The 13269-nt window shown below is 73.6% G+C and carries 7 protein-coding genes; 4 read left to right on the top strand and 3 right to left on the bottom strand.

Features of this window, described 5'->3' with window-relative positions; genetic code table 11:
• Window positions 1-108: 108 nt before the first annotated feature.
• Both ACFVVL_RS22870 and ACFVVL_RS22865 read right to left on the bottom strand, forming a co-directional pair.
• The gene (locus tag ACFVVL_RS22870) at window positions 109-1335 is read right to left on the bottom strand and encodes an Ig-like domain-containing protein (RefSeq protein ID WP_387678060.1); all 1227 of its coding nucleotides are present in this window, start codon (window positions 1333-1335) and stop codon (window positions 109-111) included.
• Between the two features lie 276 nt (window positions 1336-1611).
• Window positions 1612-2919 carry an Ig-like domain-containing protein gene (locus ACFVVL_RS22865; protein ID WP_387678012.1) on the bottom strand — a complete coding sequence of 436 codons (1308 nt, stop codon included), beginning with the start codon at window positions 2917-2919 and terminating at the stop codon, window positions 1612-1614.
• 226 nt (window positions 2920-3145) lie between these two features.
• Between ACFVVL_RS22865 and glgX the strand changes: the two genes are divergently transcribed.
• The 4 genes from glgX to ACFVVL_RS22845 all read left to right on the top strand — a co-directional run bounded on the left by glgX (window position 3146) and on the right by ACFVVL_RS22845 (window position 10037).
• Window positions 3146-5353 carry a glycogen debranching protein GlgX gene (gene glgX, locus ACFVVL_RS22860; protein WP_387678009.1) on the top strand — a complete coding sequence of 736 codons (2208 nt, stop codon included), beginning with the start codon at window positions 3146-3148 and terminating at the stop codon, window positions 5351-5353.
• 84 nt (window positions 5354-5437) lie between these two features.
• Window positions 5438-7312 (top strand): ABC transporter ATP-binding protein, encoded by a 1875-nt coding sequence (locus ACFVVL_RS22855; RefSeq protein WP_387678006.1) that lies wholly within the window; start codon window positions 5438-5440, stop codon window positions 7310-7312.
• Window positions 7309-9177, top strand: a complete 1869-nt coding sequence (locus ACFVVL_RS22850; protein ID WP_380286679.1) for an ABC transporter ATP-binding protein — start codon at window positions 7309-7311, stop codon at window positions 9175-9177. Before ACFVVL_RS22855 ends, ACFVVL_RS22850 begins: the two co-directional genes overlap by 4 nt.
• 107 nt (window positions 9178-9284) lie before the next feature.
• Window positions 9285-10037, top strand: a complete 753-nt coding sequence (locus ACFVVL_RS22845) for a class I SAM-dependent methyltransferase (protein WP_380286680.1) — start codon at window positions 9285-9287, stop codon at window positions 10035-10037.
• A 52-nt stretch (window positions 10038-10089) separates the two neighbouring features.
• On the opposite strand, the gene glgP is transcribed toward ACFVVL_RS22845, so the two are convergent.
• On the bottom strand, window positions 10090-12753 hold the full coding sequence (glgP, locus tag ACFVVL_RS22840; RefSeq protein ID WP_380286681.1) for an alpha-glucan family phosphorylase: 2664 nt from the start codon (window positions 12751-12753) through the stop codon (window positions 10090-10092).
• Window positions 12754-13269 lie beyond the last annotated feature (516 nt).

Here is a 13269-nt window from a genome sequence, read left to right as displayed (position 1 = left end):
GGCGAAAAGGTTGCGCCGTCCGGGGGACGCCCCGCCCGGAGAACGCGGACCGGCCCGGTCCCCGTGAGCGGGGACCGGGCCGGTGGGCCCGACGGACGCGCCGACCCGCTACCAGTTCGCCCAGCCGATGTTCCAGCCGCTCAGGCCGTTGTCGGGGGAGACGGTCTTCTCCTTGGAGTTCTTGATGACGACGACGTCGCCGACCATCGAGTCGTTGAAGAACTTGCCCGCCACCGAGCTGTCGCTGCCGCCCTTCTCGTCCTGCATCGAGATGCAGCCGTGGCTGGCGTTGGTCTTGCCGAACGGGTTGGCCCAGTAGTTGCCGTGCACGAAGGTGCCGGAGGTGGTCAGCCGCATCGCGTGCGGCACGTCCGGGATGTCGTACTCGCCGCCGAGGCCGACGGTCTGCGAGTTCATCCGGGTGACCTTCTCCTTGGACATGACCACCATGGTCCCGTTCCAGGAGGGGTTCTTCTCGTCACCGAGGGTCACCGGCACGGTGTGGCTCGCGCCGTCCCTGGTCACCGTCATCTGGTGGGTGGCGGAGTCGGCCACCGAGACCTGGGAGCGGCCGATGGTGAACGGCTCGTCCTTGTCGATGTCGCCGTAGATGCCCGGGGCGACCTCGACGTTCTTCAGCCGGTACTTGATGGTGACCTTGGTGCCGGGCGCCCAGTACTTCTCGGGGCGGAAGTCCAGGCGCCTGGATCCGAACCAGTGGCCCTTGACCGTCGTCCCGTTGTTGGTCTCGAAGGTGATGCCCTGGACGACGGCGTCCTTGTTCTTGATGTCCTTGTTGAAGACCACCGAGACGATCATGCCGACGCCGTAGGTGGCGTTGTCGGCGATGTTGTCGTTGGTGGAGACCTTCTTCGCGGGCGTCAGCGTGGTGAACGAGGTGGTGGACGCGGCCACCAGGCCCTCGGCGTCGGCGGCCTGGGCGTTCACCTTGTAGGCCATGCCGACGGCCAGGGCGGCGCTGGGCTTCCAGCCGCTGCCGTCCGCGGCGATGGCGCCCTCGACCGGCTTGCCCTCCTTGTCGGTCACCTCGACCGCGGTGAGCTTGCCGTTGGCCACCGAGACCTTGAGGGCGCCGTCCGGAGCGACGTCCTGGGCGCCGTCCTTGGGCTCGACGGTGACCACGGCGGCCGAGGTCTTCGGCGTGGCCGCGGACTGGCCCGGTGCCGGGGTCCCGCTGCCGGTGTCTCCCCCGGCGGCGGCCCCCGCGGTCGCCGCCGCGTCGCCGCCCGCGGTGTCCTTGTCGTCGCCGCCGTTGCAGGCCGCGGTGAGCAGCAGCACCCCGCCCATCGCCAACGCCACCGCGCTCTGACGCATGCGACGGCGGGTGACGGTGGTGCGTATCGCGGCGTCGGCCGCCCTAACCGGCTTCACGGTCTCTCCCCTCCCGGTGTTCATCCTGATGGACGCGCTGATCGCCCGGACGGGTTGCACCGGAGCGGCGGTCTTTCGCGCCGGGGTTCGGCGCGGCAAGCAGGATAGCGGGGCCGAACGGGTGAATCCTGGGGAGGCCGGTGGTGAACGGCGGTGGAGAACGTCCGCGGCCGGCCGTCGGGCACCGGCTCTCGCGGAACGGCCGTCGGGGAACGGCCGTCAGGGGGCCGTCGTCGCGGACGGGCTCGGGGCGGGGGTCGGGCTCGGGGTCGGGCTCGGGGTCAGGCTCGGGCTCGGGGTCGGGGTCGCGCCGGACCGGAGGGCGCTGCCGGCCACCCACTGCGCCCAGGGCAGGTTCCATCCGTTCAGCCCGTTGTCCGGCGGCACCACGTCCCCCGTCGAGGCCTTCACCTCGAACACGTCCCCCGGGACGGTGTGCTCGAACAGCCAGCCCGCCGGGGTCTCGCCGCTCGTCGCGCCCTTGGCGTCGGGCAGGCCGATGCAGCCGTGGCTGGTGTTGGCGGTGCCGAACACCGACGGGTCGGCCCAGTAGTTGCCGTGCAGGAAGGTGCCCGAGCCGGTCAGCCGCATCGCGTGCGGCACGTCCTTGATGTCGTACTCGTCGCCCATCCCGACGGTCTGCGAGTTCATCCGGGTGACCTTGTACTTCTCGGACACCACGAGCACGCCCCGGTACGTCGGGTGCCTGGCGTCGCCGCCGGACACCTTGAGGGTGCTCACCGTCGCCCCGCCCCGCCCGGCCCGGACGGTGAGGGTGTGGGCGTCGAGGTCGACGGTGGAGACCTGGGCCCGGCCGACGGTGAACCGGACGTCCTTGCTCTGGGTGCCGAACGCGCCCGGCGCGCCCTGCACGTCCTTGAGCCGCAGCGCGACCGACACCCTGGTACCCGGTTCCCAGTAGTCCCGGGGCCGGAAGTCCAGACGCCGGCCGCCGAACCAGTGCGCGGCCACCTCCACCGGGGGGTCGGCGGTCACCGCGATCGCGCGCTCCACCGCGGCCCGGTCGGTGATCGGGCGGCTGAACCGCAGCGAGACCGGCATGCCGACGCCGACCGTGGAACCGTCCTCGGGGGTGAAGAAGGCGACGAAGGTGTGCAGGGGGGCCATCGTCGAGAAGTCGGTGTGCTGGGCGGCCCGCAGGCCCTGGTCGTCCTCGGCGACGGCGTCCAGGGTGAACGCGGTGGCCGGCGGCAGCGGGCCGTCCGGGGTCCAGCCGGTGCCGTCGGCGAGGAGCGTGCCGGGGACCTCGGTGCCCCGGGTGTCGGCCAGCCGGACGGAGACCAGCCGGCCCTGGGCGACCGTCACCCGGACCGGGCCCTCGGGCGGCAGGTTCTGGGCGTCGTCGGCGGGCACCACGGTGATCGTCGCCCGGGAGGCCGGCGGCGGACCGGCCGGCCCGCTCGCCGCGGCGTCCCCGCTCGCGCCCTCCGGCACGCCGCCACCGACGGCGCACCCGGCCAGCACCGCCAGGCAGCAGCCCAGCGCCGCCAGCCGCCGTACCCACATCCGGGGCCTCCCGCCCTCTCCGTCCGACACCCCCCACAACGAGGCCGCTCCGCCCAGGACACGCCGCCCCCGCCCGCGGGGCGGCAGGCCGGCGGGGCCCGCTCCGCGGGTGGGGTTCCGGGGCGCCATCTGCCGGTAAGACGGTGTTCAGCCGCTTCCGTCCGGCGCGAACAGGGAATGAGAGACCGCACGGGGTCCGGGACACCCCGTCAGGGAGGGCACCGCCATGGCGTCAGGGCAGGAGTCGGCGACCGCCGTACGTGCGCAGCCCGGCGGCGCGGTGCCGTGGCCGGGAAGCCGGCGGCCGCTCGGCGCCCGCTTCCACCCCGGGCCGGACGGCCGCCCCGGCACCAACTTCGCGCTCTGGGCCGCCGGCGCCGAGGCCGTCGACCTCTGCCTGTTCGACGACGACGGCCACGAGACCCGTCTGCGCCTCACCGAGCAGGACGCCCAGACCTGGCACGGCTTCGTCCCCGGCGTGCTCCCCGGCACCCGCTACGGCTACCGCGTGCACGGCCGCTGGGACCCGTGGACCGGCGCCCGGTGGAACCCGGCCAAGCTGCTGCTCGACCCCTACGCCCGCGCCGTCGACGGCGCCTACACCTCCCACGACGCCACCTGCGCCGCCGTCCGCGGCTGGCCCGAGGCGGACGTCGCCGACACCGTCCGGGACAACCGCGACTCGGCCCCGTACGTGCCCCGGTCCGTCGTCGTCCGGGACGACGACGACTGGTCCGACGACCACCGCCCCAAGACCCCCTGGGCCGAGACCGTCCTCTACGAGCTGCACGTGCGCGGTTTCACCCTCCGCCACCCCGGCGTGCCGCCCGCCCTGCGCGGCACCTACGCCGGTCTGGCCCACCCCGCCGCGGTCGCCCACCTCACCGGGCTCGGCGTCACCGCGGTCGAGCTGCTCCCCGTCCACCACCACGTCAGCGAGGACCACCTCCAGGCCCGCGGCCTGGTCAACTACTGGGGCTACAACACCGTCGGCTACTTCGCCCCGCACGCCGGCTACTCCTCCTCCGGCTCGCGCGGCGGCCAGGTCGGCGAGTTCAAGCGGATGGTCCGCGCGCTGCACGCCGCCGGCATCGAGGTGATCCTCGACGTCGTGTACAACCACACCGCCGAGGGCTCCGAGCTGGGCCCCTCGCTGTTCCTGCGCGGGATCGACAACGCCGGCCACTACCGCCTGCCGCCCAACCGCCCGCGCGGCTACGCCGACTACACCGGCTGCGGCAACACCCTGGACACCCGCCGCCCGCAGGTGATCCGGCTGATCACCGACTCGCTGCGCTACTGGGTGCACGAGATGGGCGTGGACGGCTTCCGCTTCGACCTCGCCACCGCCCTGGCCCGCGGCGACGGCGGCGACGTCACCATGGACCACCCGCTGCTCGCCGCCATCGCCCAGGACCCGCTGCTCAACCGGGTGAAGCTGATCGCCGAGCCCTGGGACGTCGGGCCGGGCGGCTACCGGGTGGGCGGATTCCCGCCGCCGTGGGCGGAGTGGAACGACCGCTACCGCGACACCGTGCGCGACTTCTGGCGCGGCGCCCGCCCCGACGTCCGGGAGCTCGGCTACCGCCTCTCCGGCTCCTCCGACCTCTTCCAGCACGCCGGACGCCGCCCGTACGCCTCCGTCAACCACGTCACCGCGCACGACGGCTTCACCCTGCGCGACCTCGTCTCCTACGACCGCAAGCACAACGAGGCCAACGGCGAGGCCAACCGGGACGGCACCGACGACAACCGCTCCTGGAACCACGGCGCCGAGGGCGAGAGCGCCGGCCCCGCCGTCGCCGCCCTGCGCCGCCGCCAGCTGCGCAACCTCCTCGCCACCCTGCTGCTCTCCGCCGGCGTGCCGATGCTCACCGCCGGGGACGAGTTCGGCCGCACCCAGGGCGGCAACAACAACGCCTACTGCCAGGACAACGAGGTGAGCTGGCTGGACTGGTCGCTGCTGGACGACCCGGCCTGGCGCGACCTGCGCGCGTTCACCGCCGCCCTGGTCCGGCTCCGCCGCCGCCACCCGGTGCTCCGGCAGCGGGCGTTCTTCTCCGGCCGGGCCCCCGCGCCGGGGGGCCGGCCCGATCTGGTCTGGTTCACCCCGCTTGGCCGGGACATGACCGAGACCGACTGGTTTACGCCGTCCGCATCGCTGGGCATGCTCCTGTCGGGAACCGCGATGTCCGAACGCGACGCGTACGGTCGTCCGGTGGTCGACGACAGCTTCCTGCTGCTCCTCAACGCGGGTGCGCGCCCCCTTCCGTTCGTCCTGCCGGGTGCCCCCTGGACGGCCGACGGAACCCGTTTCGAGGCGGTCGTGGACACCTCCGCCGAGGACGGCGCCGGCCCCACCGGTCTACACCTCCCGAGCGACACCGTGCTGCTCACCGGCCGCTCGCTGCGACTTTTCCGGGCGACACCCTGATCCGGCCGCGCACTTGGCCGGTAATCGACGGTGCGTTCGATATGCGGCTGAGCGATAGGGAGTATCCGGCCTATTCTCGCCACGATGGCCAAGAACCCAGTCCTTGACACAGCCACCGATTCCGTCGCAGTGCCCGGCACCGCGCCTCCCGCGCCCCGCCGTTCGACTGTGCGATCCCTCCTCCGGCTGTGGCCCTACGTCCGTCCGGTCCGCACGCGCCTGGCCGTCTCGGTGGCCGCCGCGCTGCTCGCCTCCCTCAGCACTCTGCTCGTCCCGATCGTCCTCGGCAGGATCGTCGACGGCCCGATCGCCGAGCACGACCTCGAAGCCCTCTGGCCCCTCGCGGCCCTCCTGCTCCTGCTCGGCCTCTCCGAAGCCGCCTTCTTCCACGCCCGCCGCGTCGTGCTGGCCCGGCCGCTGGCCGACGTCGAGACCGCGATGCGCGGAGAGTTCTTCGGCAAGCTGCAACGCCTGCCGGTCTCCTTCCACGACCGTTGGGGCTCCGGCCAGTTACTCTCGCGGGCGATGTCCGATCTGCATGTCATGCGGACGTTCCTGTCGTTCCCGCTGATCTTCCTCGTCGTCAACACGCTGACCTTCCTGGCCGGCATCGCGCTGATGTTCACCCAGGACTGGCGGCTCGCCCTCATCACCCTCGGCCCCGCCCTCCCGCTCTTCCTGCTCACCCGCCGCTTCGAGTCCCGCTACTCCCTGGCCACCCGCCTGACGCAGGACCGCAACGGCGACCTCACCACCCTCGTCGAGGAGTCCGTCCTCGGCATCCGGATCCTCAAGGCCTTCGGCCGCCACCGCTCGATGGCCGAGCGGTTCCACGAGCAGTCCGCCGTGCTCCGCCGCACCGAGCTGGACAAGGCCGGCATGCTCGCCAACCTCTGGTCGATCGTCATCGGCCTGCCCGAACTCGCGCTCGGCTGCGCCCTCGCGGTCGGCGCCTACCTGGTCGCGCACGACGAGCTGAGCGCCGGCGCCCTCGTCGCCTTCCTCTCGACCGCGCTGACCGTGCGCTGGCCGATCGAGTCGCTCGGCTGGCTGATGGCCTACTCCAACGAGGCCGCCACGGCCACCGACCGCTTCTTCGAGGTGCTGGACGAGCCCGACGCCGAACCGGCCGAGCCCGTCCGCCCGACCCTGACCACGGTCCCGACCCCCCGGACCGCCCCGAAGACCGTCACCACCCCCGACGGCATCCGGTTCACCGGCGTCCGCTTCCGCTACCCCGACGCCCCCGCGGGCACCCCCGACCTGCTCCGCGGAGTGGACCTGCACATCCGCAGCGGCGAGACGATGGCCCTGGTCGGCGCCACCGGCAGCGGCAAGACCACGCTGACCGCCCTGCTCCCCCGCCTCTACGAGGCCACCGCCGGCACCATCACCCTGGACGGCCGGGACATCCGCGAGCTGGACCGCTCACGACTGCGCGAACTGGTCGCGGTCGCCTTCGAGGACCCCATCCTGTTCTCCGCCACCATCCGCGAGAACGTGCTGATGGGCACCCCGGACGCGGGCGACGACCGGATGCGCGCCGCCCTCGACACCGCCCAGGCCGGATTCGTCGACCAGCTGCCCGAGGGTGTGGACACCCCGGTCGGCGAGCAGGGCCAGGGGCTCTCCGGCGGCCAGCGCCAGCGCCTCGCACTGGCCCGCGCCGTGGTCGGCGACCCCGCCTTCCTGGTGCTCGACGACCCGCTCTCCGCGCTGGACGTGCACACCGAGGCGCTGGTCGAGCGCGCCCTGCGCCGGGTCCTCGCCTCCACCACCGCCCTGGTGATCGCCCACCGCCCGAGCACCGTGCTGCTCGCCGACCGGGTCGCCGTCCTCGCCGACGGCCGGATCGAGACGGTCGGCACCCACCAGGAACTGCTGCAGAGCTCTGCGCGCTACCGCGCACTCATGTCGGGCGAGGCCACCCTCGCCCCCGAGGGGAGCACCGCCCGATGACCACCGCCTGCGAGCCCGTCGACACCCGGACGAAGGACGTCCGCACGCAACCGGCCGGTCTGTCCGAGGACGAGCTGCCGCCCCCGCCGGCCGACGAGGAGGACATCCCCGTCCCGTCCGGCGCACCCGGCGCCCTGCTGCGCTCGCTGCTCGGCCCGCGCCGCGGCCGGATCGCCGCCGCGATGACGGTGATCCTGCTCCAGCAGGCCGCCCTGCAGTCCGGACCGCTGCTGGTCGCCCTCGCGATGGACCGCGGCATCCCGGCGCTGCGCGACCACGACGCCGGCCCGCTGATCGCGGTGGTCGTCGCCTACCTGGGCTGCGCGCTGCTCGGCACGCTGTTCCAGTGGACGTTCATCAGGATCAGCGCCCGGGTCAACCAGGACGTCCTGATGGACCTGCGCGGCCGGATCTTCCGGCACACCCAGCGACTCAGCCTGGACTTCCACGAGCGCTACACCTCGGGCCGGATCATCTCGCGCGCCACCAGCGACGTGGAGGCGCTGCGCGAACTGCTCTCCGAGGGGCTCCAGGAGCTGCTGACGGTCTCCCTGTCGGTCTGCTCCATCTCGGTGATCCTGCTGGTGCTGGACTGGCAGCTCGGCCTGGCCGCGCTGCTCGCCTTCCTGCCGCTGTGGGTGATCACCCAGTCGTTCCGGCGCCGGTCCCGCCTGGTCTACCGGCGCTCGCGCACCGCGGCGGCCTCGCTGATCGTCCGCTTCACCGAGACCATGAACGGCATCCGCCCGGTGAAGGCGTTCCGCCGCGAGCGGGCCAACGACGCCGCGTTCGACGTGGTGAACCGGCAGTCGGCCGACGCGACCGCGGACAGCCTGCTGGAGGTCGCCCGGTACGGGGGCCTGTCCCGGATGACCGCCAACATCTGGACCACCGGCGTGGTGCTGCTCGGGGCCTACCTGGTCACCGACGGCTCGACCGAGCTGGGCGTGCTGACCGCCTTCGTGCTCTACCTGCACCGGCTGTTCGAGCCGATCGACCAGCTGGCGATGTTCCTGAACAGCTACCAGTCGGCCGCCGCCGCGCTGGAGAAGATCGCCGGCCTGCTCGCCCACGAACCCACCGTGGCCGAGCCGGCGGAGCCCCGCGAGCTGCCGGCCTCGGCCGTCAAGGGCCGCGAGGTGCACTTCGAGAAGACCAGCTTCGCCTACCGCACCGGCAAGGAGGTGCTGCCGACGTTCGACCTGCTGCTGCCGGCCGGGCAGACCGTCGCCGTGGTCGGTGCGACCGGCGCCGGCAAGTCCACGGTGGCCAAGCTGCTCGCCCGGTTCTACGACCCGACCGAGGGCCGGATCACCCTGGACGGGGTGGACCTGCGCGACCTGGCCGGACCGGAGCTGCGGCGCGGGGTGGCGATGGTGACCCAGGAGTCCTTCCTGTTCTCCGGCACGGTCGCCGAGAACATCGGCATCGGGCGGCCGGACGCCACCCGCGCCGAGGTCGAGGAGGCCGCCCGGGCGATCGGCGCACACGCCTTCATCGCCGAGCTGCCGGACGGCTACGACACCGACGTGCGCAAGCGCGGCGGGCGGATCTCGGCGGGCCAGCGGCAGCTGGTCGCCTTCGCCCGCGCGCTGCTCGCCGACCCGGCGGTGCTGATCCTGGACGAGGCCACCAGCTCGCTGGACGTGCCCGGTGAGCGGGCCGTGCAGCAGGCGATGCGGACGGTGCTGGCCGGACGGACGGCCGTGATCATCGCCCACCGGCTGTCCACCGTGGAGATCGCGGACCGGGTGCTGGTGATGGACCAGGGCCGGATCGTCGAGGACGGCACCCCGCGCGAGCTGATCGACGGGGCCGGACGCTTCGCGCAGCTGCACCAGGCCTGGCGGGACAGCCTGGTCTGACCCCGACACACCCCACGTAAGAGACACTAGGCCCTTTCGTCCATTACCGAAAGGGCCTAGGGTCGTTCCCGGGGCGGACCGCCCCCCGGCCCACGAGAGGAGCGACCATGGTCGACCGTCACCACTGGGAGCAGTGGCAGCGCAGCTGGGACCGCCAGCAGGAGTGGTACCTGCCCGACCGCGAGGAACGGTTCCGGGTGATGCTCGACGTCGTCGAGGCGGTGACCGGGCCCGCGCCGCGCGTCCTCGACCTCGCCTGCGGCACCGCCAGCATCACCGAGCGCCTGCTCGCCCGGCTGCCCGGCGCCACCGCCGTCGGCGTGGACCAGGACCCGGCGCTGATGACCATCGCCCGCGGCGTCCTCGGCGACGACGAGCGGTTCACCCTGGTCACCGCCGACCTGAAGGACCCGCGGTGGGCCGACGCCCTGCCGCCCGGCCCGTTCGACGCGGTGGTGACCGCCACCGCGCTGCACTGGCTGCCCGGCACGGCCCTGGTCCGGCTCTTCGGCGACCTGGCCGGCCTGGTCCGCCCCGGCGGGGTGTTCCTCAACGCCGACCACATGCCCGACCCGGCCGTCCCGCTGCTCAACGCCGCCGAACGCGCCCTGCGGCACGGCCGGCAGGAGCGCGAGAAGGCCGAGGGCGTCCTGGACTGGGAGAGCTGGTGGCTCGCCGCCGCGGCCGACCCGCTGCTCGCCGAGCAGGTGGCCGTCCGCAACCGGATGTACGGCTCGCACGGCGACGGCGAGTCGCACCCGGCCGGCTGGCACGTCGAGCGGCTGCGGGAGGCCGGCTTCGCCGAGGCCGGGGTGGCCTGGCGCTCGGTCACCGACGCCCTGGTGGCCGCCGTCCGCTGAACACGTGCGGGAGGGGCGCCGGCCCGCGCCGGCCCCCCCTCCCGCACTCCGCTCAGCGCAGCAGCCCGGCGTCCATCCCCGCCACCTCGGCCGGCAGCGCCACCAGGCCCAGCTCGGCGGGCGAGGCCAGCCGGGGGTGGGCCGGCAGCACCCGGACGGTGTAGCCGAACGGTCCGGTGCGGCCGAGCTCCAGGGAGCCCTCGTACCTGGTCCGCCCGTCGAGGTCGGGCCCGCCGACCGGCTTGAGCGCGAGCACGCCGGCGTCGGAGATCCGGTCCGACTCGTCGACCCGGCCGGAGACCACCTGCACCTCGACGTCGGCCGGCTCCAGGGGGCCGAGCGCCACCTGCACCCGCAGCGCCAGCGCGCTGCCCAGCTCCTGCGCCTCGTCCGGGCAGTCCGCCTCGACGTGCTCCACCCGGACGACCGGCCAGGCCTCGCGCACCCGGGCCTTCCACGCGGCCAGCTCGTGGGCGGCCCGGAAGGCGCCCGTCCCCGCCAGCTCGCGCTGGGCCAGCGCGGCCGGGGCGTAGAGCCGTTCGACGTACTCGCGGACCATCCGCCCGGCCAGCACCTTGGGCCCGAGGGTGACCAGGGTGTGCCGGACCATCGCGATCCACCGGTGGGGCAGGCCGTCCGAGCCCCGGTCGTAGAACCGGGTGGCCACCTGGTCCTCGATCAGGTCGTAGAGCGCGGCCGCCTCGATGTCGTCGCGCCGCTCGGCCTCCCGGCTGTCCGGGTCGAGCACGCCCTCGCCGGTGTCGGCGGTGGGGATCGCCCAGCCGTTCTGGCCGTCGAACCACTCGTCCCACCAGCCGTCCAGCACCGACAGGTTCAGGCAGCCGTTCAGGGCGGCCTTCATGCCGGAGGTGCCGCAGGCCTCCAGCGGGCGCAGCGGGTTGTTCAGCCAGACGTCGCAGCCCGGGTAGAGGTGCTGGGCCATCGCCATGTCGTAGTCCGGCAGGAAGACGATCCGGTGCCGGACGGCCGGGTCGTCGGCGAAGGCGACCATCTGCTGGATCAGCCGCTTGCCGCCGTCGTCGGCCGGGTGGGCCTTGCCGGCGACCACGATCTGCACCGGCCGGGTCGGGTGCAGCAGCAGGGCGCGCAGCCGCTGCTGGTCGCGGAGCATCAGGGTGAGCCGCTTGTAGGACGGCACCCGGCGGGCGAAGCCGATGGTGAGCACGTCCGGGTCGAGCACCGAGGAGACCCAGCCGAGTTCGGCCTCGCCGGCGCCGCGCTGGCGCCAGGAGGCGCGCAGCCGGTCGCGGACCTCGTCGACCAGCTGGGCGCGCAGGGTGCGGCGCAGGTCCCAGACCTCGCTGTTGCCGATCCTCTCCAGCCCCGTCCAGCGCTGGGTCCCGCCGGTGGTCATCGCCTCCTCGGCGCGGTCGGCGCCGAGCTCGGCGGCGCCGAGCCGCACCACGGCCGGGTCGATCCAGGTGGCGGCGTGCACGCCGTTGGTGACCGAGGTGATCGGGACGTCGGCGGCGTCGAAGCCCGGCCAGAGGCCGTTGAACATCGAGCGGCTGACCTCGCCGTGCAGGGTGGAGACGCCGTTGGCGCGCTGGGCGAGCCGCAGGCCCATCGCGGCCATGTTGAACAGCTTGGGGTCGCCGCCGCGCCAGGTCTCGGCGCCGAGCGCGAGCACCTGGTCGACCGGGACGCCGGGCAGCGCGGTGTCGCCGCCGAAGTGCCGGGCGACCAGCTCCCGGTCGAACCGGTCGATGCCGGCCGGGACCGGCGTGTGGGTGGTGAACAGGGTGCCGGCCCGGACCGCCTCCAGGGCGGCGGGGAAGTCGAGGCCGGCGTCCGCGACCAGTTCGCGGATCCGCTCGACGCCGAGGAAGCCGGCGTGGCCCTCGTTGGTGTGGAAGACCTCGGGGGCGGGGTGGCCGGTGAGCCGCTGGTAGGCGCGCACCGCCCGGACGCCGCCGATGCCGAGCAGCATCTCCTGGAGCAGCCGGTGCTCGCTGCCGCCGCCGTAGAGGCGGTCGGTGACGTCGCGCTCGGCCGGCGAGTTGGCCTCGATGCCGGAGTCGAGCAGCAGCAGCGGGACGCGCCCGACCTGGGCCTTCCAGATGTGCGCGGCGAGGGTGCGTCCGCCGGGCAGGGCGAGGTCGACCCGGCTGGGGGTGCCGTCACCCTCGCGGAGCAGGGTGACGGCGAGCTCGTCCGGGTCCAGCAGGGGGTAGCGCTCCTGCTGCCAGCCGTCCCGGTCGAGGGACTGCCGGAAGTAGCCGTGCCGGTAGAAGAGGCCGACGCCGATGACCGGGACGCCGAGGTCGCTGGCGGCCTTGAGGTGGTCGCCGGCCAGGATGCCGAGGCCCCCGGAGTACTGGGGCAGCGCGGCGGCGATGCCGTACTCGGGCGAGAAGTAGGCGATGGCGGCGGGCAGCGGGGCGGCGGCCTGCTGCCCGGCGCCCTGGTACCAGCGCGGGCCGGCCAGGTACTCCCGCAGGTCGTCGGCGAGGTCGCCGAGCCGGCGCAGGAAGCGGCGGTCGGCGGCGAGCGCGGCGAGCCGGGCGGCGGGGACCTCCCCGAGCAGCCGCACCGGGTCCTCGCCCGTCGCGGCCCAGACGTCCGGGTCCACGGACCGGAAGAGGTCCCGGGTCTCGGGGTGCCAGGACCAGCGCAGGTTGAGGGCCAGCTCGTGCAACGGCTGGAGTTGTTCGGGCAGGACGGTGCGGACGGTGAATCTGCGGATTGCCTTCACGGCGTGAAGCGTAGCCTCGGCGGATGGCATGATGGTGCGTCAGTTGGGCTATTCGGCATCCGTTCGGCCTATTGATGAGATCGCATTCGGCGCATTGGTCTGCACGGGGGGCGCGCGAGGCGCACTTTCCGCAGGGCCGCGCCACCAATACGTGAACACCGCGGAACCGCTCCATTTCCGCCGGCGGACCCGCGCCCGATCGTCTCTGGAACTCCTGCCGTACCGCTGCGGAATCGGGGTCACCAGTGCGAGGATGAAGCACGGTCGTCGATGCTGCGGGGTGTGCGGAGACGGGTGGCGTTCCCCCGCGAAGCAGCACGTCCGAAACCTTTTCGCATTGACCGTTCCTCATCCTGATTGGTCCATTCGGCGCCCATCGAGGGCCGCCGCGTGTCCTCGTCCCGGCCCTGCTCGTTCACGGGTGGGCTGGGTCGTCCGGAGGCGCGCCCGCGGAGGCGTGCGCCGGAACGCGCGCGGGCTCTCGGGCTCTCCGTCACGGGCCGAGCGGGAGCGGGG

The sequence above is a fragment of the Kitasatospora sp. NPDC058115 genome (assembly GCF_042884635.1).
GTDB lineage: Bacteria > Actinomycetota > Actinomycetes > Streptomycetales > Streptomycetaceae > Kitasatospora.
The sequence above is the reverse complement of the archived record's forward strand: the minus strand, read 5'-3'. Positions and strand labels throughout refer to the sequence as shown.

Bases quoted from the DNA above. Each gene is read 5' to 3' on its own strand.
- ACFVVL_RS22845 (WP_380286680.1), top strand. From the start codon at position 9,285: ATGGTCGACCGTCACCACTGGGAGCAGTGGCAGCGCAGCTGGGACCGC.
- glgX (WP_387678009.1), top strand. From the start codon at position 3,146: ATGGCGTCAGGGCAGGAGTCGGCGACCGCCGTACGTGCGCAGCCCGGC.
- ACFVVL_RS22850 (WP_380286679.1), top strand. From the start codon at position 7,309: ATGACCACCGCCTGCGAGCCCGTCGACACCCGGACGAAGGACGTCCGC.
- ACFVVL_RS22870 (WP_387678060.1), bottom strand. From the start codon at position 1,335: ATGCGTCAGAGCGCGGTGGCGTTGGCGATGGGCGGGGTGCTGCTGCTC.
- ACFVVL_RS22855 (WP_387678006.1), top strand. From the start codon at position 5,438: ATGGCCAAGAACCCAGTCCTTGACACAGCCACCGATTCCGTCGCAGTG.
- ACFVVL_RS22865 (WP_387678012.1), bottom strand. From the start codon at position 2,919: ATGTGGGTACGGCGGCTGGCGGCGCTGGGCTGCTGCCTGGCGGTGCTG.